Source organism: Halomonas alimentaria (assembly GCF_009902005.1).
GTDB classification, from domain to species: domain Bacteria; phylum Pseudomonadota; class Gammaproteobacteria; order Pseudomonadales; family Halomonadaceae; genus Halomonas; species Halomonas alimentaria.
Window position 1 is genome coordinate 2,084,295 of the sequence record NZ_WUTT01000001.1, and the last position, 25,088, is coordinate 2,109,382.

General features: G+C 55.0%; 21 protein-coding genes and 6 pseudogenes. 21 read left to right on the plus strand and 6 right to left on the minus strand.

Annotation, left to right across the window (positions count from 1 at the left end; translation table 11 throughout):
• The first annotated feature begins 23 nt into the window (after positions 1-23).
• The 7 genes from GRB96_RS09820 (at position 24) to GRB96_RS09850 (ending at position 7,273) form a co-directional block, all read left to right on the plus strand.
• Positions 24-1,007: a DegT/DnrJ/EryC1/StrS aminotransferase family protein gene (locus GRB96_RS09820; protein WP_161431975.1), complete on the plus strand. Its 984-nt coding sequence runs from the start codon at positions 24-26 to the stop codon at positions 1,005-1,007.
• 13 nt (positions 1,008-1,020) lie between these two features.
• Positions 1,021-2,037, plus strand: coding sequence for a sulfotransferase (locus tag GRB96_RS09825; RefSeq protein WP_161431976.1), 1,017 nt, complete (start codon positions 1,021-1,023; stop codon positions 2,035-2,037).
• Positions 2,037-2,735: a sulfotransferase gene (locus GRB96_RS09830; RefSeq protein ID WP_161431977.1), complete on the plus strand. Its 699-nt coding sequence runs from the start codon at positions 2,037-2,039 to the stop codon at positions 2,733-2,735. The genes GRB96_RS09825 and GRB96_RS09830 overlap by 1 nt, the downstream gene beginning before the upstream one ends.
• Positions 2,736-2,747: 12 nt before the next feature.
• Entirely contained in the window at positions 2,748-3,617 is an 870-nt protein-coding gene (locus tag GRB96_RS09835) for a sulfotransferase domain-containing protein (protein WP_161431978.1), read from the plus strand.
• A gap of 25 nt (positions 3,618-3,642) precedes the next feature.
• The gene (locus GRB96_RS09840; protein ID WP_161431979.1) at positions 3,643-5,088 is read left to right on the plus strand and encodes a lipopolysaccharide biosynthesis protein; all 1,446 of its coding nucleotides are present in this window, start codon (positions 3,643-3,645) and stop codon (positions 5,086-5,088) included.
• Between the two features lie 22 nt (positions 5,089-5,110).
• Positions 5,111-6,247 (plus strand): glycosyltransferase family 2 protein, encoded by a 1,137-nt coding sequence (locus GRB96_RS09845; protein WP_161431980.1) that lies wholly within the window; start codon positions 5,111-5,113, stop codon positions 6,245-6,247.
• Between the two features lie 201 nt (positions 6,248-6,448).
• Complete coding sequence (locus GRB96_RS09850) at positions 6,449-7,273, plus strand: glycosyltransferase (RefSeq protein ID WP_161431981.1); 825 nt, start codon at positions 6,449-6,451, stop codon at positions 7,271-7,273.
• Between the two features lie 18 nt (positions 7,274-7,291).
• Here GRB96_RS09850 and GRB96_RS09855 read toward each other — a convergent pair.
• Positions 7,292-7,612 (minus strand): annotated as a pseudogene (locus GRB96_RS09855) (IS30 family transposase); the annotation flags it as partial.
• Between the two features lie 263 nt (positions 7,613-7,875).
• On the opposite strand from GRB96_RS09855, the gene GRB96_RS09860 reads away from it, so the two are divergent.
• The 3 genes and pseudogenes from GRB96_RS09860 to GRB96_RS15840 form a co-directional block, all read left to right on the plus strand.
• A protein-coding gene (locus GRB96_RS09860; RefSeq protein ID WP_161433073.1) for an IS3 family transposase occupies positions 7,876-9,392 on the plus strand; the annotation gives its coding sequence in 2 pieces (ribosomal slippage) (positions 7,876-8,310 and positions 8,313-9,392; 1,515 coding nt in all).
• Positions 9,393-9,411: 19 nt separating this feature from the next.
• Positions 9,412-9,687, plus strand: a complete 276-nt coding sequence (locus tag GRB96_RS15685) for an integrase core domain-containing protein (protein WP_161431982.1) — start codon at positions 9,412-9,414, stop codon at positions 9,685-9,687.
• Between the two features lie 40 nt (positions 9,688-9,727).
• Positions 9,728-9,868, plus strand: a pseudogene (locus GRB96_RS15840) (IS3 family transposase); the annotation flags it as partial.
• On the opposite strand, the pseudogene GRB96_RS09870 reads toward GRB96_RS15840, so the two are convergent.
• From GRB96_RS09870 to GRB96_RS09880, 3 genes and pseudogenes are all read right to left on the minus strand, one after another.
• A pseudogene (locus GRB96_RS09870) lies at positions 9,857-10,048 on the minus strand (transposase); the annotation flags it as partial. The pseudogenes GRB96_RS15840 and GRB96_RS09870 sit on opposite strands and share 12 nt — an antisense overlap.
• 33 nt (positions 10,049-10,081) lie before the next feature.
• A pseudogene (locus GRB96_RS09875) lies at positions 10,082-11,634 on the minus strand (IS3 family transposase).
• 33 nt (positions 11,635-11,667) lie between these two features.
• Complete coding sequence (locus tag GRB96_RS09880; RefSeq protein ID WP_161431983.1) at positions 11,668-12,486, minus strand: IS30 family transposase; 819 nt, start codon at positions 12,484-12,486, stop codon at positions 11,668-11,670.
• A gap of 203 nt (positions 12,487-12,689) precedes the next feature.
• Between GRB96_RS09880 and GRB96_RS09885 the strand changes: the two are divergent.
• The 11 genes and pseudogenes from GRB96_RS09885 to GRB96_RS09935 form a co-directional block, all read left to right on the plus strand.
• Positions 12,690-12,911 (plus strand): annotated as a pseudogene (locus GRB96_RS09885) (IS3 family transposase); the annotation flags it as partial.
• A 95-nt stretch (positions 12,912-13,006) separates the two neighbouring features.
• Positions 13,007-14,124: pseudogene (locus GRB96_RS09890) on the plus strand (ISAs1 family transposase).
• A gap of 97 nt (positions 14,125-14,221) precedes the next feature.
• Positions 14,222-15,193: a hypothetical protein gene (locus tag GRB96_RS09895; RefSeq protein ID WP_161431985.1), complete on the plus strand. Its 972-nt coding sequence runs from the start codon at positions 14,222-14,224 to the stop codon at positions 15,191-15,193.
• 15 nt (positions 15,194-15,208) lie between these two features.
• Positions 15,209-16,348, plus strand: a complete 1,140-nt coding sequence (locus GRB96_RS09900) for a glycosyltransferase (RefSeq protein ID WP_161431986.1) — start codon at positions 15,209-15,211, stop codon at positions 16,346-16,348.
• A gap of 8 nt (positions 16,349-16,356) precedes the next feature.
• On the plus strand, positions 16,357-17,370 hold the full coding sequence (locus GRB96_RS09905) for an SDR family NAD(P)-dependent oxidoreductase (RefSeq protein WP_161431987.1): 1,014 nt from the start codon (positions 16,357-16,359) through the stop codon (positions 17,368-17,370).
• Between the two features lie 42 nt (positions 17,371-17,412).
• Positions 17,413-18,537 carry a polysaccharide biosynthesis C-terminal domain-containing protein gene (locus GRB96_RS09910; RefSeq protein ID WP_161431988.1) on the plus strand — a complete coding sequence of 375 codons (1,125 nt, stop codon included), beginning with the start codon at positions 17,413-17,415 and terminating at the stop codon, positions 18,535-18,537.
• Between the two features lie 12 nt (positions 18,538-18,549).
• Positions 18,550-19,707: a non-hydrolyzing UDP-N-acetylglucosamine 2-epimerase gene (wecB, locus tag GRB96_RS09915; protein WP_205743518.1), complete on the plus strand. Its 1,158-nt coding sequence runs from the start codon at positions 18,550-18,552 to the stop codon at positions 19,705-19,707.
• A complete protein-coding gene (locus GRB96_RS09920) occupies positions 19,694-20,953 on the plus strand; it encodes a glycosyltransferase family 4 protein (protein ID WP_161431990.1) in 1,260 nt (419 codons plus the stop codon). Before wecB ends, GRB96_RS09920 begins: the two co-directional genes overlap by 14 nt.
• Positions 20,950-21,810: a sulfotransferase family protein gene (locus GRB96_RS09925; RefSeq protein WP_338074025.1), complete on the plus strand. Its 861-nt coding sequence runs from the start codon at positions 20,950-20,952 to the stop codon at positions 21,808-21,810. Before GRB96_RS09920 ends, GRB96_RS09925 begins: the two co-directional genes overlap by 4 nt.
• Positions 21,794-22,417 carry a sugar transferase gene (locus GRB96_RS09930; RefSeq protein WP_161431991.1) on the plus strand — a complete coding sequence of 208 codons (624 nt, stop codon included), beginning with the start codon at positions 21,794-21,796 and terminating at the stop codon, positions 22,415-22,417. The genes GRB96_RS09925 and GRB96_RS09930 overlap by 17 nt, the downstream gene beginning before the upstream one ends.
• Positions 22,418-23,611, plus strand: a complete 1,194-nt coding sequence (locus GRB96_RS09935; protein WP_161431992.1) for a DegT/DnrJ/EryC1/StrS family aminotransferase — start codon at positions 22,418-22,420, stop codon at positions 23,609-23,611.
• Positions 23,612-23,638: 27 nt separating this feature from the next.
• Here the strand turns inward: GRB96_RS09935 and GRB96_RS09940 are convergent, their stop codons facing one another.
• Positions 23,639-23,869: a hypothetical protein gene (locus GRB96_RS09940; RefSeq protein WP_161431993.1), complete on the minus strand. Its 231-nt coding sequence runs from the start codon at positions 23,867-23,869 to the stop codon at positions 23,639-23,641.
• A 22-nt stretch (positions 23,870-23,891) separates the two neighbouring features.
• Positions 23,892-25,028, minus strand: a complete 1,137-nt coding sequence (locus tag GRB96_RS09945) for a hypothetical protein (RefSeq protein WP_161431994.1) — start codon at positions 25,026-25,028, stop codon at positions 23,892-23,894.
• Between the last annotated feature and the right edge of the window lie 60 nt (positions 25,029-25,088).

Consider the following 25,088-nt stretch of genomic DNA (forward strand, 5'->3'; position numbering starts at 1 on the left):
TGTAGAAGTGAGAATATATTTTCATGGTGGCTGACAAAAAAGCCAAGTCTCTAGGTGGATATCAAGGGTTGGAGCTTCCATTCTATGGGGCCGACCTTGATAAATGTAAGGTGAAAACTAATTCGGCGCGGTCAGCGTTAAGAATAATACTTAGTGAACTGACACCAAAGAAAATTTGGTTGCCTGCCTATACGTGCGACGCAGTAGTCCAATCAGTAGAGGCTGTGGGTATAGAGAAGGAGTACTATCGGCTCACCTCCTCATTCGATGTTGATGCCTCTGTAAGAGTTGGTGGCGATGAATGCATCTTGATTGTGGATTACTTTGGCCTGTCTGGCGATGCGGTATGCCGAGGTTTGAACCGGTTTGGGCATCGAAATACGATTGTTGATTGCTCTCAGGCCTACTTCTCTGAATATTCAGAAGCGCTGGCTACCATTTACTCACCCCGAAAGTTCTTCGGCCTTCCCGACGGAGGGCTTCTGTTTTCGGACGATCCACGCATCAAACAACCAGATATTAGAGATACAACCTCCGAAAGTCGCATGGGGCATTTGATTAGTAGAATCACGGAAAGTCCCGAAGCGGCTTATAAAAAGTACCAGGATGCCGAAGAGGCGATTGGCGAACTTCCTGTTCAAGGCATGTCTAGACTCACGGAGAGGCTCTTGCGGTCGGTTAATTACGATGCCGCCAGAGTTTCACGTACCCGTAATGCGCAGTACCTGGACAAAAAACTCGGGGAATACAACAAGCTAAGCTTGGAGATCGGCGAGGATATCGCTCCGCTGTGTTATCCGTTTCTTCCAAACACAGCAACAGCCAGTCGGGCAGAATTGATTAAAAACCGTGTATTCGTGCCGAGCTATTGGCCGGAGGTACTCCAGCGCTCAGAAGGAGGAAGCTTTGAGTGGGATATGGTAACAAACGGTTTGTTCCTGCCATGTGACCAGCGCTATACCGAAGAAGATATGGAAAGGCTCGTAAGCCTGTTGGCAATCAGATAAAAGGTATTTATACGTGGCTGTTCCTGAAAATCGGACAGAAAAATACGCACGAGTCTCCGCTCTTGAAGTGCTACTGAAAGATCTCAACGGCAACCTTACTGGTGCCAATGAGGCTTTTCTAAAACACTCGGAAGAGCGCTTTTCTAAAATCTTTCTGATGGGGCCGCACCGCTCTGGTAGCACCCTGTTTACGCAATGGCTAGCAAACACTGGCCTTGCCGCCTACCCAACCAATATGCTCTCCCGCTTTTTCGGAGCACCGCTGGTAGGCGCAAAAATCCAGCAACTATTGACGGACCCGCGTTACAACTTTCGTAACGAAATCCTGGATTTCAACTCCGACATAAATTTCAGCTCCGACAACGGCAAAACCAAGGGTGCGCTGGCCCCGAACGAATTCTGGTACTTCTGGCGCCGTTTCTTGCCTTTCGAAGAGCTGGATTACTTGCCTGGCGAGGAATTACGTGAGAAAGGTAACCTGGCAGGGTTCCGTGATGAGTTGAATGCGCTGGCGAATATCTTTGAAAAGCCGTTCGCCATGAAAGCCATGATCATGAACCAGAATATCCCGGAGCTTGCCGAACAATTCGATAAGCCACTGTTCATCTGGATTCGGCGCGACCCGATCTTCAACATCCAGTCTGCACTGGAAGCCCGAAAGCGCCAGTACGGCGACATCAACACCTGGTACTCGTTCAAGATCAAAGAATACCCGGAGCTGAAAAGCCTCGACCCACTGGAATCCGTCGCCGGCCAGATCGCGGCCATCAATCGCTCGGTAGAACAAGGCATTGCCGCGTTGCCAGATCACAAAAAGTTGGTGGTTCAGTATGAAGACTTTTGCCAGCGTCCGGAGTACTACTACAACGAGATCACCCGCCGGCTGATAGAGCAAGGTGGAGTGAGTGCGGAGCAGGTGCCGGAGTACTCCGGTGAGGCGAGCTTCTCGAATACTAATCGTTGGCGATTGGAGGAGTATTCGCAGGAGGATGCGGAGCGGGTTTATCAGAAAATTGTGGACCATTACTAATGACAGCAGCGGCAATTAGCAAGGTAAAGCGGAAAGCAAAACAAGCCGCATCGGACCTTAACAAACGAATAAAAGCGGCCGGAAAAGAGAAAGTCTTTTGCATCGGCAGAAATAAAACAGGCACTACCTCACTGAAAGCCGCTTTCGAAGCCCTCGGTTACCCCGTTGGTAACCAGCGCAAAGCCGAAGTACTCACCGGCACCCATTACTTCGAAGCCAACTTCCAGCCCATTGTAGATTACTGCAAGTCTGCCCAGGTGTTTCAGGATGTGCCCTTCAGCTATCCGGAAACCTATAAGCATCTCGACAAAGCCTATCCGGGCAGCAAGTTTATCCTGACGGTGAGAGACGACGCGGAGCAGTGGTATCGCTCAATCACCCGGTTTCACGCCAAGAACTTCGGCAAGGATGGTCGGATTCCCACTGCAGAAGACCTGAAAGCGGCTCAGTACGTATGGCCCGGCTTTATGTACAACGTCGTGCGTGTACATGGCACGACAGACGATGACCCGTACAACAAAGAAACCATGATTGCCCACTATGAGCGATACAACCGCGAAGTGATCGAATACTTCAAGGATCGCCCGAACGACCTCTTGGTGATCAACGTAGCGGAAAAGGACGCGTACCAGAAGTTTGTTGAGTTTCTGGGTGTAGATTCGTCATTTGACGATTTTCCTTGGGAAAATAGAACTTGAGGTGCGAGCTAAATGCTTAAATCAGTTTCCATAAAGTTAAAAAAACACATCGAACATAGTGTACTTGGAGGACACAAACCGGATTTTATGATCATAGGTGCCCAGAAATGTGGTACTACTTCTTTATTTTCTTATCTTGATGAGTTGGCCTCTTTCTCAGGCTCTCAACCCAAAGAGGTCCATTATTTTGATCGGGAAGACAACTTTCGAAAGGGACATCGTTGGTATGAATCGCGTTTCCTGAAAAAGACTCACGGAAACCAGCTATTTTTTGAGGCTTCTCCAACTTATCTATGCAGAGAGAAAGTTCCTGCGAGGCTAAAAGCTTATAATCCCGACCTGAAACTGATACTAATATTGCGCGAACCTACCGCCAGAGCGTACTCAGCATGGAATATGTATCGGCAATGGAGTGAGGAAGGCATCCTGCCATGGAGCATCGCCAACGATCAATACGGAAGGAAAGAAAGTCCAATATATAGTACCTTTTTCAAAAGTGGGTGCCCGTCTTTTACAGACTATATTCAGCTTGAAATGGAATTGATCAAGAACGGGGATACGGAAGAAGAGCCTAGCCTTTTGCGTCGGGGGCTGTACAAGCAACAAATTGAGCGCTACGTTAACTTGTTCGGATGGGATAATATCCTCGTTCTGGGCTTCAATGAGCTCAAAAATGATAGCGAATCCGTAATTCGAAAGTGCCATGAGTTCTTGGGTGTTCCATACCAAGCTCAGGTGGCTGCCCCGGACGAGAAAGAAATCAAGAACAAGCGTTCCTATCCGTCAAAAATCAGCTCTGCCGACTTCGAAATTTTGCGAGAGTTCTACGAACAACCTAATCAAGAACTGTTCGACTACCTTGGTTACCAGCCAGACTGGTAAACACTGCTCCGCAGGATAATAAACTTTGGCTAGCCTTAATCGAAAAATTGGTATTGGTACTCTTTGGAATTTTTTGGAGCTGTTTCTTTCCAAGAGCGCCACGACTTTATTCACGATTTTCCTCGCGACACTCCTCGTTCCGAAAGACTTCGGTCTGATAGCGATTATCGCTGTTGTTTTCGAGCTTTCCGGGGTTTTGGTCAATGCCGGGTTTACGCAGGCGCTTATTCGCTCGAAAACGGTGAATGACAGAGAGTTGAGCACTGCCTTCTGGGGTAATCTCGGAATCGCGGGGGGCGTTTACTCAGCGGTTTTCCTGCTTTCTGGTGAAATAGCCGCTTTTTTCGGCGAGCCGATTCTAGAGTTAATGGTTCAGGTATTGGGCATCGGAATTTTGGTGAATTCATTCAGGATTGTTCAAACAGCAATCCTTAGTCGCCGGATGGATTTCCGCTCCCAAATGATCGCGGCTACAGCTGGTACCATCATCTCCGGCTTTATTGCCATTGCAATGGCTTATAATGGGTTTGGCGTATGGAGCCTGGTTGCGCAGATGCTCTCTTCCCAGATTATCGCCACTGGGATTCTATGGTTCTCTACCCGTTGGGTTCCGTTATTTGCTTTTGACGGATCAGCCTTCAGATATCTGTTTGATTTTGGGAAGTTTCTGGTGATTGCTAACGTATTGAACGTTGCATTCAAAAACTCCTATGCGCTGGTAATCGCTAAGCTGTTCAGCCCAGAACTCACAGGGTTGTATTATTTTGCAACCAAGCTCTCTAACCTTGCTGCTCAGCAGCTGACCGGTGCCCTGCAAAAGTCATCCTTTCCAGCGTTAGCAACTCTGCAAGATGACAACGCGCAGCTGAAGCACAAATACCGTCAAATCATACAGCTGACCATGTTCGTGATGGCCCCCGTTATGCTCATATTCATGGGGCTTGCAGATCCGGTATTCGCCCTGCTGTTCGATGATCGCTGGATGGACGCTGTAACCTATACCCAATTGTTGTGTTTGGTTGGTTTGCTATACCCCGTACACTCCCTGAACATTAATGTCTTGATGGTGAAGGGGCGTACAGGCCTCAACCTAAAGCTTAACCTGATCAAAAAAGCCATTCAGATAAGCATTCTGGTTGCGTCAATTCCGTTCGGCGTATTAGGGATAGTGGTCGGGCAAGTAATCGGCTCCATTGTTGCGCTGTTGCCGAACAGCTACTACACGGCGAAGCTGATCCACTACGACTTCAAAATGCAGATCAACGATATTGGTAAACCCATCGGCGCCGCAATGCTGGCCGGGGCAGGTGCATGGTCGATTGCACACACCATAGCAGCGCACCCGTTGATCGTGTTGATTTTCTCCGGGCTCGCAGGGGCTGGGATATACTTACTCGCCAGCATTATCATTCGCGCTGAAGGCGCCTTGATGCTGTGGGGAAAAGTGGGTAGTCGCATGCAGCGTGCATAGGTTATTGGATGACTAAGATCTTATGGCTATAGAACATTTGCAGCCGGGTAATCTCGTGCCTAAGCCTCCGGAACCGAGGCCGGAATCGGAAATTATGGCGGGGTGGAAGGGGGATAGGAATAAACCATTAGTAAGCATCTTGTGTATTACCTATAACCATGCACCGTATATTGCGGATGCGCTCAACGGCTTTCTGATACAGGAAACAGACTTTCCTTTTGAGATTATTGTTCATGATGATGCATCGGCGGATGAGACGCAGCGCATTATTGAGCAGTACCAGCAAAGATATCCAAATTTGATTACTACTGTTTTCCAGACCGAGAATCAGTATTCAAAAGGGAGCAGGCCAACCCAGTTTGTGAAAGACCTTTGCAGGGGAATTTACTCCGCATTGTGCGAGGGTGATGATTATTGGTTGAGTCCCGATAAGCTATCTAAGCAAGTTTTTTTATTAGAGACAAATAAAGACGTTCATTTGAGTGTGCATCCTGCGTATCTCTTCGATGTTAGCAAGGGAAAGTTTGCGCCGAAGTTTGAGCATGATCTGGTAAGTGGCAGTGTTTTGCCAGTATCGGATGCTGTGTCGGCTTCCAGTCAGTTCGCTCCTACGGCATCGTATTTTTTTAGGACTAAAGAGTTCTTGTCGATGCCAGAGTGGTTTTTTAACGCTCAGGATTTGCCTTTTGGTGATTATTTTATAGAAGCGCTACTTGGCCGGCATGGTATTATATATGCGCACGACATATTTAGTGTATATCGAAGGAATGTTCCTGGGTCTTACACGCATAGAACCGCTCAAAGTTCGGATAATTATTTGATTTCACGAATTGGGTCAGTGTTAAGGTATACATCAAAGCTTGAAGATTATGAGTGTATTAGCTCAATCTCTATTCAAAAAAGAAAGGTTAACATTGTAAAGGATTATCAGGGTATGGCTTTGGCTAGGCGTTCGTTATATTTGTATAGAGCGGTCAGTGCCGAGGGTGAAAGATATGCTGTCCGAAATGCCGTTGTTGAAAACATTGCAATGAAAAGTGAGGTTAGCTTTCGATGCTATCGATTCTATCGATTCTTAAAAGCAACTTCCTCTAAGCTTAAGAGCTTTATTTGGATGCTAAAGAAGCGGTTTTCAAGAAGTCCTAATTTTTCAGGTTAATGAAACTATGCCGAGCCTATTGATTTAAATTTCATTGGCGATATGCGGGATGTACAGCATCTAACATGCCGCAGCTGCAACTTATTTTCGTAAGCTTAAAAGAATGGTAAGAACTCGGTTATTCCTTATGTCACTTTATCATTCAGTGAAACTAAGAGTTCGAAAAAGCTTTTATCTAATTACTCGATAGGCTTCTTACCTATGTCCTTGATTTTAACTTTAACCTCTACATCCAGTCGCCTTGCGGTTTTGAAGTATACTCTGTTATCTCTTCTGGATCAGAAGCATAAAGCAGATAAGATAGTTCTTTGCATTTCGAAATCTCCTTATTTAATAGATGAAGGTATAAAAGATCTGCCAGAATGGCTGTCCTATATGGTCAGTCAGGGAGAAATTGAGATAAACTGGGTCGAAAACACGGGGCCTTATCGAAAACTAATTCCAGTATACCGCTCAGCGGATGAAGATGACTGGATTGTCACTTGTGACGACGATGTCATCTATGCCCCCGAATGGCTTGAGTCACTGGTCAAGACGGCTCAGCAGTATCCATCTGCTATTGTTTGCGGTAGGGCTCGTCGTCCCTCAAAAAATCCGCTCGGCATAAGACAAGGCTATATGAGCTGGCCGATAGTTCCACTCGGCTCTAGAGGTAAACATCTGCTGCCTATTGGGATTGCAGGCGTGCTTTATCGAAAAAACCTTCTAGACAAAGAAACTATGTACAGTGATGAATTTAAAAAACTAGCACCGAAGCAGGATGATCTTTGGTTTCATTTGGCTAGAAAATTGGTTGACGGGGAGGTGGTGGTTTGTTTAGAAGCAGGTAAGCATGTGTTTCCAATAGAGGCACCAGGTGCTTTATCCGTTTCTAACACTGCCTCAAACCTCCCAGACTGGGATAAGTTTATTTCGGCACTATCTAGTCGCATTATGATAAAGTTCAAGTCCTATGTCGGCATCCCTACTTGCGATAATGATGTCGTTATCAAAAATCTTGGGAAGTTTAAATCCTCACTTTTTTGATGCCTTGGGTTCCTGAATTCAAGCAATAAGCGCAGCACCTGCGGTATCCAGGGCTCCTGAGTATTCCCCCAGAATCACCTGTGCCGGTGTCCGATAGCCGAGACGTTTTCGCGGTCGGTCATTCAGTTTCTTGACCACCTTGCGCACCTCGGCATCGGTCACCTGGCGGAAATCCGTTCCCTTGGGGAAGTACTGCCTTATCAGGCCATTGGTGTTCTCGTTGGTCCCACGCTGCCCGGAACAGTAGGGATCACAGAAGTACGTCGCTGCTGTCACTGCCTTGGCCACGGCCTCGTGGTCGGCGAATTCAGAGCCATTGTCCAGCGTGATGGTCTGGACAGCACTGATCTTGCCCAGCAACAGTGGACACCCCGTTAAGGTATTACACTCAACGAGGTGACCCATGGCAAAGCAAGCTACCCCGATGAAGAAGACCCGCGCCCGTTACTCCGATGCCTACCGTGAGTTGGGCCTGCAGACCAGCCAGCTCTATCAATGGCGCGCCAAGGCCCCTATGCGTCAACGTAGTTGTCACCCAAACGGATTGAGAGGTGATCAACGTGCGTTATCCCGCAGAACGTAAGGAAGCCATCCTCAAGAAGATGGCACCGCCCATGAGCATGACCATCCCGGAACTGGCCGAGCAGGAAGGCATCACCGCGACAACCCTCTACAATTGGCGGAAACAAGCCAGAGCACGAGGACAGGTTTTGCCATCACGTTCGACCCAGCCCGACCAGTGGACCAGCCAGGAGAAGTTCCAGATCGTCCTGGAGACGGCCCCGATGAACGAGGCCGAGCTCAGTGCCTATTGCCGCGAGCGTGGGCTCTACCCCGAGCAGGTAGAGACCTGGCGGGATGCCTGCATGAACGCCAACGAGGATGCAGCGGCCCAGGCCAAGCAGCTTCGCCAGACGCGTAAGGCGGAGCAGAAGCGGCTCCGTAAGCTGGAGCGCGAGTTGCACCGCAAGGACAAGGCTCTCGCCGAGACGGCGGCACTGCTGGCCCTATCAAAAAAGGCCGAGGCGATCTGGGGCACGACCAACGACGAGGACGACTGACCAGCCTCCCGGATCGCCAGCGCATCGTGACTCTGGTGCAAGACGCACAGCGTGACGGTGCTCGGCTGGCCAAGGCCTGTCAGGTGATGGGCATCAACGTGCGGACCTACTACCGCAGGGTCGCGGAAGGCGAGGTGACGGCGGATCGCCGCCCCGACGCCGACCGCCCAGAACCGGCCAACAAGCTGTCGCCCGAGGAACGAGATGCGATTGTGGTGCTGTGCAACGCCCCGGAGTATCGGAGCCGCCCGCCGGCCTTCATCGTGGCCGACCAGGCGGACAAGGGCCGCTACCTGGCTTCTGAGTCGACGATGTACCGAGTGCTTCATGAATATGACCAGCAACACCACCGGGGCCGACAGCAGGCCCCACAGCGCAAGCGACCGCCGACCACGCACCAGGCCACGGCACCAAACCGGCTTTGGTGCTGGGATATCAGCTGGTTACCGGGCCCTGCACGCGGTACCTGGTGGTACCTGTACCTAATCATGGACGTCTTCAGCCGCAAGATCGTTGGGCACGAGGTCTATGAAGCCGAGACCGGCGAGCTGGCCGCCGAGCTGATCCAGAAGGCCTGCTGGCGCGAGCACCTCACCGATCGTCACAAGCCTTTGATTCTGCACTCAGATAACGGCAGCCCGATGAAGGCGGCGACCTTCCTGGAGAAGCTCTACGACCTGGGCATCACCCCGTCGTACAGCCGACCAAGGGTCAGCAACGACAACGCCTTCGCCGAGTCGGCCTTCAAGACGCTGAAGTACCGGCCGGGCTTCCCCATCGACGGGTTCGCCACCCTGACTGAGGCTCAGGAGTGGGTCCAGCAATTCACCGAGTGGTATAACCACGAGCATCGGCACAGCGCCCTTCGCTACATCACGCCGAGCCAGCGTCATAACGGCGAGGCCAAAGGCATCCTGGCGCAGCGCCGGGAGGTCTTCGAGGCGGCGAAGCAACGTCACCCGGAGCGCTGGTCGGGTGACATCCGGAAACTCAGCCTGCCAGAGATAGTGCACCTGAATCCCGAGCGGGATCCGGTGCCACAGGCAGCAGGGTTTTAAAGAGCCAGAACCATTTTATATGCCAACTATGTTGACAGACTCCGAGGAGTGGGTCCAGCAATTCACCGAGTGGTATAACCACGAGCATCGGCACAGCGCCCTTCGCTACATCACGCCGAGCCAGCGTCATAACGGCGAGGCCAAAGGCATCCTGGCGCAGCGCCGGGAGGTCTTCGAGGCGGCGAAGCAACGTCACCCGGAGCGCTGGTCGGGTGACATCCGGAAACTCAGCCTGCCAGAGATAGTGCACCTGAATCCCGAGCGGGATCCGGTGCCACAGGCAGCAGGGTTTTAAAGAGCCAGAACCATTTTATATGCCAACTATGTTGACAGACTCCGAGGCCCAGCAGAAGAAGAACACGTCCGATCGCGAGCAATCACTGGCTGATGAGAACGCCCGACTTAAGCGGCAACTCGCTGAAATGTCAGAGGAATTGGCCATAACAAAAAAGGCCGCCTTGTGCTCAACCGGTCAATGCAACGGTGGTTGATAAGACTTCGGCGGGTGTCTTGTAGCCCAGCGTTTTCCTGGGGCGCTCGTTCAGCCGCATGGCCACCTGATCAAGGTCTTGCTGGGTGAACGTGGATAGATCCATCCCCTTTGGGTAGTACTGTCTCAGCAGGCGGTTGGTATTCTCGTTGGTTCCCCGCTGCCATGCGATGCCTGTCAAGCTTGTTGGAACCTGGAATCAGGCGGCTTCTAATCGCTGATCACGTTGAACCAGCGGGTCTTCCCGGTCCGGGTTCAGCCAGACCGTCCGACGCGGCGTCCAGTTGCGGGTGGTACCGCTCCACCGACCGGGATGTTGCCGTTTCGCCTCGGCATAAATGGCATCTCGCCTGGCCAGCACTTCGTCATCCTGGCCAGCATGCCGCTCACCCGGGGTAACGAACCGAATGGCGCTGTGGCGGTGCTCGTGGTTGTACCAGTGAACGAAGCCGGTCACCCACTGCTGCGCCGCTGTCAGGTTCTCGTAGCCATCCACCGGGTAGTCGGGCCGGTACTTGCATGTCCGGAACAGCGACTCCGAGAAGGCGTTGTCATTGGAGACTCGGGGGCGGCTGTACGACGGGGTGATGTTCAATCGCTGCAGCGTGGCCTGGAGCGTCGAGCCCTTCATGGCGGAGCCGTTGTCGGCATGCAACACCAACGGCTGGTTGATGCAGCCCTCGCGCAGCACGGCGCGCTGGATGACCTCGCTGCTTTTGGCCATGGACTCCTGGTCGAAGACCTCGGCATCGACGATCTTGCGGCTGTAGATGTCGACGATCATGTAGAGGTAGTAGAACTGCCCACGCACCGGGGTCGGCAGGTACGTCACATCCCAGCTCCAACAGGTATTGGGACGTGTCACACGGTGCCGTTGGGGATCGCCCTTGGGACGTGGGGCACGAGCCCGGCCACGATGGTGCTGCTCGCCATTCGCCCGGAGGATGCGGTAGTAGCTGGACTCTGACGCCACGTAGAGGCCTTCCTCGTCCAGCAGCCGCGGCACTATCTGCCCCGGCGGCAGGCTGGCAAACTCGGGACGATGGCAGATCTCCAGCACCTGCTGACGCTCCTCAGGCGACAGCGCGTGGCGCGGCACAGGCCGCACGGCCTCAGGCCGGCGGTCCTGATCTCCCCGCACCCAGCGACGGTAGGTGTTGGTACCGATGCCGAGCTCTGCACAGGCGGCCTGTAGGCGGGCCCCTGCGGCGCGGGCTTCATCGATCAGCTGTACGGCGTCCTGGCGATCTGAAGTGCTGATCATTCGTCCTCGTCCCCCCAGATCGCTCGGGCCTTTTTTCTCAACGCTAGCAGCGCAGCGGTTTCCGCGAGAGCAGCCTCCTTGCGGCGAAGCTCACGTTTGAGCTCCTTGTTCTCCTGGCGCTCCGCCTTGCGGGCTTCGCTGACCTGCTTCGAAGCGGCATCGCTCCGGTCGTTGGCACCTTCGCAGCTCGCCCGCCAGCGCTGGATCTGCTCGGGGTAGAGGCCCCGATGCCGGCAGTACTCGGCACGCTCAGCTTCACTGAGGGCCGCCGTTTCCAGAACGGCGTGGAACTTGTCCTGCGAGCTCCAGCCCTCAGGGTCATCACTCTGGTCCGGCAGGAGGCGGCCTGCTTGCCGAGCCTTCTTGCGCCAGGTGTACAGCGTTGCCGCTGAGATGCCTTCTTCCTGAGCCACCTCCGCCACCGTGCGGTTATGCGGCGGGAGCAGCTTCTTGAGGATGGCTTCTCGGCGCTCGTCGGAGTACTTCATCGGAACCTCGTCACGCCCCACATCGTTCAGAGTCTAACAGCCGCTGACACTCCAACTAGCTTGACAGTGGGGGCATGGGCTCTGAGGGTCGCAGAAATAGACTTGAATATCGGTCGCAACAGTGAAGTCCTTGTGTGCCGCCAGCTCTGTGCCCCGGTCCCATGTCAGAGAACCTCTCAGAGCGGCTGGCAACCGCTGGGCCTCTCTTACCAAGCCAGCGATCACACTGGTCGTATCCTTGCCATCCACCTGAACTAGCATGGTGAAGCGAGAGTGACGCTCGACCAGCGTGGCAATATGGGAGTTTCTGGCACCGGTGATCAAATCACCTTCCCAGTGTCCAGGGATTGCCCGTTCCTCCGCTTCTGGAGGACGTTCCCGGATGGACACCGCATCTCTGATCTGCCCGCGCGGCTGACTCGTAGCGAGCTTGGAACGGCGCATCATCCGCTTAGAGCGCAGATGCTGGATCAGCTCCTTCTTCAGTACACCGCGCGCTTGGATGTAAAGACTGCGGTAGATCGTCTCATGTGACACCTGCATGCGCCGGTCTCTCGGGAAACGGAGTTTCAGCCAGCCCGAGATCTGCTCAGGAGACCACTGTAGCGCAAGCTTTTCCGCCACGAGATGCCGTAATTCGGGGGCGGTTTCCAGATGGCACACCTTAGGGCGTTTTGCCTGTTCCCATGCAGCCTCATCAGCAGTACTGGCCCGATACCGGTCGCGTCCTCCATGGCGAGCGACTTCCCGGCTCACCGTGGAAACAGAGCGCCCCAGCTGTTGGGCGATTCGCCTAAAGGACTGACCAGTTGCGATACCACGGGAGATCGTCTCCCGCTCAGCCAGGGTCAAGTGCCGACTGGATCGTGAACGAGGGTGCGGTGCGATACCACCATTGATGGACAGCACACGGGACCCGACACTTAACGATTGACCGGCTTGCCACTGCTCCCAGAGTAACTGCTTCTGGTTTGCGGAGATTCCTACTGGCCGTCCTCGTCTTGCCATATCGTTCCCTGTAGGGTGGCTGTGTTGCGATGACCAGTTGAGCGTACCGCGGTGTACTTTGCGAAGAGCCTGAAGTGAAGTACGCCTTCATCCACCAGCATCGCCAGGCATTCAGCACCCAGCGTATGTGCGCCGTGCTCGGTGTGGCGCGCAGCGGCTATTACGCCTTGCGACAGCGTGGTGGCAAACCGTCCCCGCGGCGCCGCCAGCAGGCCATTACCGACCAGCGTGTGGCTGAGGCCTTTGAGCACGGCAAGGGGCGCCAGGGAAAACGCATGAAAAACCGCTCTACGACGGGGTTCGTAGCGTTTTACCAGTAGGAGCTAATGTGGTCATCTAACGGTTTTTGCTCATGGATGACCCGATGCTGACACCGTCCCTTATGCACCATTTATCGATCGTTCCCGACTTCCGCCAGGCTTGGAAAGTGCAGCATCAGCTGTCGGATATCCTGTTTCTGACGGTCTGTGCGGTGATCTGTGGTGCCGAGGGTTGGGACGAAATCGAGGATTTTGGACACGCGAAGCTCGATTTTCTCCGTCAGTACGGCGATTTTGAGGCTGGCGTGCCCAGCCACGACACCTTGGCGAGAGTCATGGCCCTTGTGAATGCCGAGCAGCTGCAAAGCGCATTCGCCGAGTGGATGAAGGCCTGCCACGATGTGACGGAGGGCGCGGTAGTGGCCATCGATGGCAAGACGCTGCGTGGGTCTTACTGCCAAGGGAAGGGCAAAGGCGCGATTCACATGGTCAGTGCCTTCAGTGCGGCAAATGGTGTGGTGCTGGGCCAGGTCAAGACGGCCGAAAAGTCCAACGAGATCACGGCGATTCCCGAGCTGCTCAAGCTTCTCAATCTGCAAGGCTGCCTGGTGACGATTGATGCCATGGGATGCCAGAAGAAGATCGCCACTCAGGTGCTGCAGAAGGGCGCCATTACCTACTGTCCGTGAAGGACAATCAGCCTGCCTTGGCTGACGCCTTCGAGGCCGCATTTCCCATGGCCAAGGTCGCCAGCTTCGAGGGTGATGCCTATGTCACGGATGAGAAGAACCGGGGCCGGCAAGAGACCCGATACCATATTGTCAGCGAGGTTACTGAAGAATTTCAGGAGCTTAGCTATGAATGGGCAGGCCTGAAAACGGTGGGCGTGGTAATGAGTTTCCGCCAGGAAGGCGATAAGGAACCAGAAGCCCCGATGATCCGCTACTACATCAGCTCTGCCGATCTGAGCGCCAAGAAGCTCGCTGAAGCGGCCCGCCAGCACTGGCATGTTGAGAATAAACTCCACTGGTCTCTGGATGTAGCGTTGCGCGAAGACGCCTGCAAAATCCACCGCGGACAGGCAGCCGAAAACCTCGCCAGGGTTCGTCATATCGCCTTGAATTACCTGAAAGGGGAGAAGCGTTTCAAGGGTGGAATCCGGCGGAAACAGAAGAAAGCCACGCTGGATGAGACGTACCTGGCGGACATTCTCTCGGTGTAGGGTTTTTCATGCGTTTTCCCTGAAGTATAGGTTAATTAGTGTCTAATATAATGGGTTTGACCATCAGGTTTCAGCGTCTAATTGATGAGCATGTGCTGTGAAAATAAATAAAAATTTGGCTTTTTGTATAATTTGCTTCCCTTTTTTTTATATAGGGTCTTATGTTCTGATCTCTCACTATATAGGCGGAGATCAAGTTCACTACCGTGCTTTTTATGATGCCCTTTCAAGCGCATCATACGATGCTGTCATGCTATTGGCACGAGGTTATGTTTCAAGCGCCGAGCCAATAACTGCATATGCTTTATGGTTTGGGGCTAGAGCTGGATTTAGTAAGGATGTTTTTATTTCGTTGATAAATGCGACTTTCCTTACATTTTTCTTGCTTTTCCTCAGACGCAATCGCGTACATCCTGTATTTGTGCTTTTGCTGCTGTCAAACTTCTATATAATTGTTATTCTTACGGGTGCTGAAAGGCTTAAGTTTGCGTATTTTCTTTTCATCGTGTCTGCGCTAATTGAGGGGCGTAGCCGATTTTTTATTATTATGGCTAGTCCGGCTGCCCATTTGCAATCATTTGTCTTTATTCCTGCCATTGCAATTTATAGTTACGCAAAAAAAATTTTTGAGATTTTGTTTACATGGAGGCTTAACGCTAGATTTGCTATTGCCTTTTTTTGCGCTGCAGGCTTGTTAGTATTCTTGCTGATTGTGTTTTTCCAGGCTCTCCTAACTAAGGCTGGCTACTATTTTAGTAATGATTTAAGGTTTTCGTCACTTCTGCAAGTGTTTGCCCTCTCGTTGATATCTTTCCCATTGCTAAAGAATAAGATGGGGGCGGTATTGCTGTTTGTTTATTTTTCTGTAGCTATTCTCTTGCTGGGTGGGGAAAGAGTGAATATGATAGCTTTTTCTGTTTTTACATTCTACTTATTGAAAGAGAGGGCATTCTCAAGCATGAGGGTAATTAATTTGCCTTATCTTGCTGCCCTTGCTTACTTTTCTTTTAAATCTTTTGGGTTTATAAGGAATATTATGCTTTACGGCAATGGTTTTTATTCGGTCTGATTGTAGAGGTTTGATGTGAAAGTTTTGGTGTTTTCAGGTTTTTATCTCCCCGGCTACAAGGGCGGTGGACCAATAAAAACAATTGCCAACCTAGTGGCCACAACTTCTGATGCTGTAGATTACCATATTATTACCAAAGATCGTGATCTTGGCGACACCTCCTCTTATGAAAATATCAACTCTAATGCTTGGTCTTCACATGGGGGGGCAAAGGTTTTTTACTGTTCATCAGGACTTCGAGGAATTGTGAGAGGTTGGCTTCAGGTCCTGCGTGGAAGCCACGATATTGTGTATTTGAATAGTTTTTTCTCCCCATTTTTTTCTTTTGTTCCTTTGTTACTCTGCAAAGTGATAGGTCGCCGTGTGGTACTCGGGCCTCGTGGCGAGTTTTCACTAGGCGCGTTAAGTCTCAAAGCTAAGAAAAAAGAAAGGTTTATACGGCTCTTCAAGATGTTAGGGCTAAATAAGGGGGTTGTTTTTCAGGCTTCCACAGAGTTTGAGAAAAGCGACATTTATAGGGCCCTAGGTGACGATATTGATGTTTTTGTAGCTGAAAATATAGGGCTTCTTGAGGCCCCAGAGGCTGTGCCTTGTAAAGTGTTTGACAAGTTGAAGCTTGTATTTATCTCTCGCGTTTCCCCCAAGAAAAACCTTCTTTATGCATTGGAAGCGTTGAAGGATGTCAAAGCATTGGTCTCTTACGATATCTATGGCCCCCTTGAAGATGCTGACTATTGGCAACAGTGCTTGAACGTAATTGCCGAACTCCCAGAAAATGTCGAAGTGGCTCACAAGGGTGAGCTGACGCCTAACCAGGTTGTTCCGACCCTGTCACAGTACGATATGTTTTTTATGCCCACGCAGGGCGAGAACTATGGCCATGTGATTGCCGAAGCTCTATGTGCAGGCTTGCCGGTTCTTATCTCCGATCAGACGCCGTGGCGTGGGCTAGAGGCTCGGGGTATCGGCTGGGACCTTCCGCTTGACGATAAAGGCGCTTTTGTCCAAGCCATCGAGCAAGCTCATGCCATGTCAGCTGATGAGTATGCCGATTTCAGGGAGCGAGTCCTTGCCTGGGCCAAGCAGAAATTTGAAAACCCTGAGGCCATTGAGGCCAACAAGGCCATGTTTGAATACGCGCTAAAGAAAAAATAGGGATACGCATGTCATTGGACGCAAAAACTGTTCTGATTACGGGCGGCACCGGTTCCTTCGGCAAGACCATGGCCAACTACCTGCTGGATCGCGGTTGCAAGGAGATCCGGATCCTCAGTCGCGATGAGGCGAAGCAGGAGGAAATGCGTATTGCCTATGGCCGCCCCGAGCTGAAGTTCTACATCGGGGACGTGCGTGATCGCCAATCCGTCGATAAGGCGATGCGTGGTGTCGATCTGGTCTTCCATGCCGCGGCACTCAAGCAGGTGCCATCTTGTGAGTTCTTTCCGCTGGAGGCGGTGAAGACCAATATCCTGGGCAGTCAGAATGTCATCGACTCGGCGGTGGAGGCGGGCGTCAAGAGCGTGGTCTGCCTGAGTACCGATAAGGCGGTGATGCCGGTCAACGCCATGGGCATGACCAAGGCGCTGATGGAGAAGACCGCTCAGGCGGCGAGCCGCCAGCTGGGGGAGGGGGAGACCACCGTTTCCTGCGTGCGTTACGGCAACGTGATGTGCTCCCGCGGCTCGGTGATTCCGCTGTTCATCAAGCAAATCAAGGAAGGCAAGCCGCTGACCATCACCGAGGCGAGCATGACGCGCTTCATGCTCTCGCTGCCGGATGCCATCGAGCTGGTCAACTTCGCTTTCGAGAATGCTCGCCAGGGCGATATCTTCATCAAGAAAGCGCCGGCCTGCACCGTCAAGCTGCTGGCCGAGACCCTGTTGGACATGTTCGGCGCCGATAACGAGCTGCGCGTCATCGGCATGCGCCATGGCGAGAAGCTCTACGAGACCCTGGCCAGCCGAGAGGAGCTGCGTCGCTCCGAGGACATGGGTGACTACTACCGGGTCAGCTTCGATGACCGCGACCTCAACTACGGCAAGTACTTCACCGAGGGGGACGTGGAGGAGGCGGCGGTCGACGACTACCACTCCCATAACACCTACCAGCTCAACAAGCACGAGCTGAAGGAACTGCTGTTGACCCTGCCGGAAGTCCGCGACGCACTCGATAGCTGATTCAGCCCACCCCACTGCCCGCCAACCCTTCAGGGAGATTCCATGAAGATCGTTATCACCGGAGCCAATGGACTGCTCGGCCGGCATGTTCATCTCTATCTGCGTGCCCAGCCTGCCTATCGTGAGGGGCTGGTGCTGTTGGATCGCCACGCCTTTCAGGACGATGCAGCGCTTATGGCCGCGCTGGAGGGAGTCGACTGGGTGATCCACTGTGCCGGCATTAATCGCGACAGCGAAGAGCGGGTCGAGCAGGGCAACCGCGAGCTGGCCGAGCGGCTGGTTGAGGGCTTGAGCAAGACGGCGGCCACGCCGCATCTCTTCTATGCCAACAGCATCCAGCGCGGCCGGGACGTGCCCTACGGCCGTGGCAAACAGGCGGCGCATCGCGCCTTCGCGCAGTGGGCCGAGGGTTGCGGCGCGCACTATACCGAGCTGGTGCTGCCCCATGTATTCGGCGAGGGGGGCAAGCCCCACTACAACTCCGCGCTTCACACCTTCTGCCATCAGCTGGCCGCGGGTGATGAGCTGGCCATCAACGGCACCGGCCAGCTGGAGCTGCTGCACGCCCAGGATATCGCCAGGGCCGTGGTAGAAGCCTTCGAGCGCGCCCAGAGCGGCGAGCTGAGGCTGGAGGGGCGCACCATGAGTGTGGCCAGCGCCGCCGGCAAGCTGATCGACATGCACCGCAGCTATACCTCGGACGTAATCCCCGACCTGCGCGACCCCTTCGACCTGCAGCTATTCAATACCCTTCGCTCGTTCCTCTACCCCCGCTACTACCCCAAGGCGCTGACACTGCACAGCGACGATCGCGGTGCGCTATTCGAGGGGGTCAAGAACCGCAACGGCGGCCAGGCGTTTCTCTCTACCACCAAGCCGGGTATCACCCGCGGCAACCACTACCACTTCAACAAGGTGGAACGCTTCCTGGTGGTCAAGGGGCAGGCGGTGATCCGTATCCGGCGCCTGCTGGATGACCACATCGAGGAGTTCCACGTCAGCGGCGATGCGCCGGCCTACGTGGACATGCCGACCCTGCACACCCACAGCATCACCAACATCGGCGACGAAGAGCTGCTGACCCTGTTCTGGAGCCACGAGATCTTCGACCCCGAGAAGCCGGACACCTACTTCGAGCCGGTGCTGAACCCTGAAGCCTCCAACTGAGCGAGCCAGTTGATGAAAGTCTTGACCATTCTGGGCACTCGCCCGGAGATCATTCGCCTCTCACGGGTGATGGCAGCGCTGGACCAGTTGGTCGATCACAAGATCGTCCACACCGGCCAGAACTACGACTACGAACTCAATGACGTCTTCTTCGAGGAGCTGGGCGTGCGCCGTCCGGACCACTTCCTCAACGTTGATACTTCATACCTGGGGCGCAGCTTGGGTGAGATCCTGATCAAGACGGAGCAGGTGCTGCTGGAAGAGAAGCCCGATGCAGTGCTGGTGCTGGGTGATACCAACAGCGCCATCGCCACGCTGATGGCCAAGCGCATGAAGATCCCCACCTATCACATGGAGGCGGGGAACCGCAGCTTCGACGCCAACGTGCCGGAGGAGATCAACCGCAAGCTGGTCGACCACCTGGCCGACTTCAACCTGGTCTACACCGAGCACGCCCGGCGCCACCTGATCAGCGAAGGGCTCTCGCACCGCTTTATCTACCTGACCGGCTCGCCCATGCGCGAGGTGCTGGAGCACATGCTGCCACAGATCCAGACGTCCACCATCCTGGAGACCCTGGGCCTGGAGGCCGGCAAGTACTTCATCGTCAGCGTGCACCGGGAAGAGAACGTGGATAGCCGTGATAACCTGCGCGAAGTGGTCGAGGCGCTGCAGGCCCTGCATCAGCACTACGGCTACCCGGTGGTAGTCTCGACCCACCCGCGCACCCGCAACCGCCTGGAGAAACTGGGGCTGGCCAGAGAGGGCGAACAGGAAGGGAGCATTCGCTACCTGAAGCCGTTCGGCTTCCTCGACTACAACCAGCTGCAGATGCAGGCCTGCTGTGCCATCTCCGATAGCGGCACCATCAGCGAAGAGGCCTCGATTCTCGGCTTCCCCGCGGTGACGCTGCGCCGCTCCATCGAACGCCCGGAAGCGCTGGATACCGGTGCCATTGCGCTCACCGGCCTCGGCAAGGAGGGGCTGCTGGATGGCGTGCGCATCGCCACGGCGTCGCGGGAGGTGTTCTCCGGCACCGAGCGCGAAGTGCCCGAGGCCTACCAGGTGCGCAACACCTCCGAGCGGGTGGTGCGGCTGATCACCGGTACCGCCAAGCTGGCCAACCGCTGGCGCAATATGGATGGCTTCAGCCGTTATGACTGGAGTTGAGAGCGCGCAAGCGGCTGGTTCCCGTGAAGATGGAAAGCAATTAAAGATCCTTGCCGTGCACCGCTATTATTGGCCAGATACGCCGCCCTATGCAGCCATGTTGCGCCGCATCGTGGCGAACTGGCGTGATGCAGGCCATCAGGTGGAGGTGCTGTCTTCCCAGCCCTCCTACAAGGGAGAGCTGGACAACGCCAAGCGACCCCGCTGCGATGATGTCGATGGCATCAGCGTCACCCGCCTTTCCCTTCCTAGCGAGGCTGGCCGGCCACTGACGAGGATGGTGAACGCCGTCCGCCTTGGGGGAGCAGTGATCTTGCGCGCCATCTCGCGCCGGCCCGATGTGATCATGATCTCCACGGCACCGCCGGTTCTGGGCGGAGCTGCCGCTGCACTGGCCGCAAAGCTGACCGGGGCACGTTTCATCTACCACTGCATGGACATTCACCCCGAAGTGGGCAAGGTATCGGGCGAGTTCGCGCATCCGCTGATCTACGGCGTGCTTGGCAGGCTCGATAACTGGAGCTGCCGGCGGGCCGATCCCGTCGTTGTCCTGTCACGCGACATGGAGAAAACGTTAAGAGAGCGACGGGGTGGCGAGTGCTTGTCCATCGAGGTGCTCAACAATTTCAGTCTGCCCGCTGAAAAAGCGCTGCCTGATGAACTTCCGTTCGTGTGGTCCGATGAGACATTCCAGGTATTGTTCGCAGGAAATATCGGCCGCTTCCAAGGGCTCGATACCGTGGTGGAAGCCATGGGCTTGCTGAAGGAGCGAGAGGACATCGAGTTCGTGCTGATGGGTGAGGGGGCTGCCAAGCAGCGCCTTCAGAGGAGGGTTAATGAGCGCGGGGCCCGTGTGCGTTTCCTTGGCCACCAACCCGTGGAAATTGCCAAGGCAGCCATGCAACGCGCCGATGCAGGGTTTGTCAGCCTGTCGGCCGGCGTCTATCGCTATGCCTATCCCAGCAAGACCATGACTTATCTGGAGCAGGGCTGCCCCTTGATCGTGGCCGTGGAGCCCGAGAGTGAACTGGCGTCTGAGGTGGTTGCGGGTGGATATGGCCACACGGTTCCGGTCGGTGACAGCCAGGCGTTGGCAGAATTATTGATTCGACTGGCGGATGATCGCTCTGAAGCTGCGGACATGCGCGCTCGGGCCAGAGAAAAGGCAAAAAACACCTTTTCCGAGGATGTCGTACTCAAGCAGTGGGTCGAATTGCTGCAATCAAGCGAGGTGGAAAGGGAGTGACATCCAATAACGTGATCATCATCGGTGCCCCCCGGAGCGGCACCAACATGCTCCGCGACGTGCTCTGTGAATTTGAGGGCGTGGCTACCTGGCCTTGCGACGAGATTAATTACCTCTGGCGCCATGGCAATGTTCGTTATCCCTCCGACGAGATCCCTGCTGAGCGTGCCACGCCTGCTGTACAAGCCTATATGCAGAAGCAGTTCCGGTGGGTCTCCGAGCGTTATGGGGCGCATACAGTGGTCGAAAAGACCTGCGCCAACAGCCTGCGCGTGCCCTTCATCGATCGCGCCGTGCCGGATGCCCGCTATATCTACATCTACCGCGATGGACTCGATACCACCGGCTCGGCCAAGTTGCGATGGCAGGCGAAGCTGGACATTCCGTACCTGATGGAGAAGGTGCGGTTCGTTCCCCTGACGGATCTGCCGTATTACGGAACGCGCTACCTGTGGAGCCGCGCCTATCGGCTGTTTTCCCGGGAACAGCGCCTGGCGTTCTGGGGGCCTGCCCTTGACGGCATGCCTGAGATTCTTGAGCGCCATACACTCAACGAGGTGTGCGCGCTTCAATGGCAGCGCTGCGTCGAGAACGCTGAGGCGGCCTTCGCCAAGATGCCCGATGAACGGGTTATCCGTGTGCGTTACGAAGACTTCGTACGTGATCCCGAAGGAGAGCTGAGGCGGCTGGTCGAGTTTCTTGGACTCCAGGTAAGCGACGAGACCATCCGGGAATCCGTTTCGGGAGTTTCCAGCCGCAGCATCGGTAAAGGGCGAGCCTCATTGGAAGAGGATGAAGTCGCGGGTCTTGAGGCGTTGATCGGAAGGACACTGGAGCGCTATGGCTATTGTGGTTGAATCTACGGGACTAAGCCTAGGCCAGTCTCTCTTGAAGCGGGTCTTCGATGTGACGTTGTCTGCCATTGGGCTGATTTTGAGTGGTTGGCTCATTTTGCTGGCCTGGTTCGCAGCTAGCCTCGATACTCGCAGCAATGGTTTCTTTGCCCAGAAGCGTGTCGGGAAAGGCGGTCGTCTTTTCACCGTAGTCAAGATCAAGACAATGCGTCCTGATGGCAAGCTGACAACTACGGTTACTCGTTCGGGAGATCCCCGTATTACTCCTCTGGGAGCCTTCTTTCGTCGCACCAAGATTGATGAGTTGCCACAGCTTTGGAATGTACTGTTGGGTGACATGAGTTTCGTTGGTCCTCGCCCGGATGTCCCTGGTTATGCAGATAAACTGCAAGGCGAGGAACGAGCCATGTTGTCCATCCGACCAGGCATTACCGGGCCGGCCACGCTCAAGTATCGGAATGAAGAGGAATTGCTGGCAGCCCAGAACGATCCGGAAACCTACAACCGGGAAGTGATCTGGCCTGACAAGGTACAGGTTAACCTCGAGTACATTCGTAACTGGTCGCTAGGGCGCGACATTCGATACATTTTGAATACGGTGTTTCATTAAATGTTAAATGGACCTTTCTCACCTTGGCCATCATTTACTCAAGAAGAAGCCGATGCGGTGCAGCGCGTGCTGCTCTCCAACAAGGTGAATTACTGGACAGGCCAGGAAGGCCGCGAGTTCGAGCGCGAGTTCGCCCGCTTTGCGGAAACCGAGTACGCCATCGCTTTGGCCAACGGCACCATGGCGCTGGATCTGGCCCTGAAGGGGCTAGGCATCGGTGAAGGCCAGGGCAGGGAACGCGATGAGGTGATTGTCACTTCGCGCACCTTCCTTGCCTCGGCCTCCAGTATCGTTACCGCCGGTGCGATACCGGTGTTCGCCGATGTGGATCGCGACTCTCAGAACATTACGGCCGAGACGGTGGCCGAGAAGATCACCTCCAACACCAAAGCGATTCTCGCTGTGCATCTCGCTGGCTGGCCCTGCGAGATGACAGCGCTGATGGCGCTGGCCGATCAGCACGGTCTTTATGTGATCGAAGACTGTGCGCAGGCCCATGGCGCCACCTACCGGGGCCGTAGCGTGGGCAGCATTGGCCATGTGGGTTGCTGGTCATTCTGCCAGGATAAGATCATGACTACCGGCGGAGAGGGCGGCATGGTTACCACCAATGACGAGGCGCTGTGGCGCAAGATGTGGGCCTACAAGGACCACGGCAAGAGCTGGGAGGCGGTCTACGAGCAGGAACACCCGCCGGGATTTCGCTGGCTGCACGAGAGTTTCGGCACCAACTGGCGGCTGACCGAGATGCAGTCGGCCATCGGCCGCATCCAGCTAACCCGCATGCCGGAGTGGAAGGCCGCACGCAAAGCCAATGCGCGGCGCATCTGGGAGGCGGCGAGCGAGTGTCGGGGCCTGCGCGTGCCGGCGGTTCCAGCGCATATCGAGCACGCGGCCTACAAGTGCTATGTGTTCGTTGAGTCTGAACAGCTTGCCGAAGGTTGGAACCGAGACCGGATCATGGGCGAGATCGTCGCCAACGGCGTGCCCTGTTTCTCAGGCTCGTGCTCAGAGGTCTATCTGGAGAAGGCGTTCGAGGGCACCGGTTGGACGCCTGAAAAGCCACTACCTGTCGCCCAAGAGCTGGGTAAGACCAGCCTAATGTTCCTGTGTCACCCCACGCTGACGGATGCCGAGATCGACAAGACCTGCCGGGTGCTTCACGAGGTGATGGCTGAAGCCACTAACCGATAGCCAGTAGCCCATGGCCAAGCGCGGCTGTCAGGCCGTGGTGGCCGGGTGCTTGAAGCGATAGAGAATCAGGTTGACCAGCAGCGATTCCGAGAGGATATCGGCCTGGTCACCTTGGGGCAGTACTACATGCATCTCGGCCGGCTTGGCATTGATCCAGCGGTGCTTGGGCTCCACCGCCTGCGTTGTGATGCGCCGGAACACGTCGCTTTCATTGACGAGCAGCAGGTCGGCATTCTCGTTGTGGTCTATGCCCTGCAAGCCACTCAGTTGCTTGTCGCTACTAGCGCCTTGCTGGTGATCGCTCCACAGGGTCATGACCCGCTGAGCATCGAGTTCCAGAGGCAGGTAGAAGAACAGTTCCGGTTTGCCGCAGCGGCGTAGCTCGCGGGTCATGCCGAGGAATTCGGCTCCTTGCAGACACTGGCTCAAGGGCTGGGCAAACGCCTCCGAGGCGTGAGCCAGAAAGGGGAGTTCCTCGAGCAGCTCCTGCACCAGCCAGGCCAGTGGCGAAGTAGTCACCCGAAGGGGTTCGGCAGGTAGCGAGGTTGGCCGCCCCCGAGACGCTGGGCGACAGCTGTTCCTTGAAGACGGTGGTGTGTTGACTACGGCGGGGCAGGATCAGGGCGCCGTCCCGGGTGCGGATCAGGCAGCTGAGCCCCAGGTGATTCTCCGGCAGGGCCGACGCCAGCTCGCTGAGGCAGGGGCCAGGCTCCAGCAGGTCGCGGTAAGTCAGACCTCCTGGAAGGCGCATCTCCGGCAGCATATTGGTTGCCAGGTAGTTGTAGTAGAACGACTTCTTGAAGCGCAAGGCGAAGCGGTCCGAGCTGGCATGCCAGTCATGGGTGGCCAGCGTCAAACCGTTATAGTCGTAACGGTCCACGGCATTGAAGCGCTTGAGAATGGTGTCCAGGCCATGTTCCGTGACGATCCACGGCAGGTCATACCATTCATCCATCAGCTCGAAGGTCACCTCGCTGATCGTCATGGGCCGCTGGGGAGTCCACTCCAACACGCTCTGGCTGATCAACAGATCATGACGCGAGGCCAGTCGTATCAGAGCGGGGCCGACGCACTTATCGGTGGGGATGCCCGTCAAGGCACGGGTATCCCCGGCGGTATGGCGCTGGAGTGCCAGCATACGGTAGCGCTCGTCCTTGTAAAGCTTGAGGTAGAAGCGGGGGTCCTGTGAGTAACGCTGGCCCTCCTGCTTGCTGGTGCTGGTGTAGAGCAGCATGAGCGCGGCCTGGATCAAGGCGAACTGTACGGTATTGATCAGCAGGGACAGGTTGAGCCCCAGGGCGATGTCCTGAGTAAAGGCATAGGCGCCTAGCCCGAAATGCAGTAGCAAGGCTGCCAGCAAGGCGTGGCGCCAGCGTTGCCGAGAAAACAGGATGCTCAGGTAATGAGTGACGGACAACGCGGTGCCTCCTTGCCGGCGAGATAAGCAAAGATTGTACTCGCCCGACGATAACGTAGC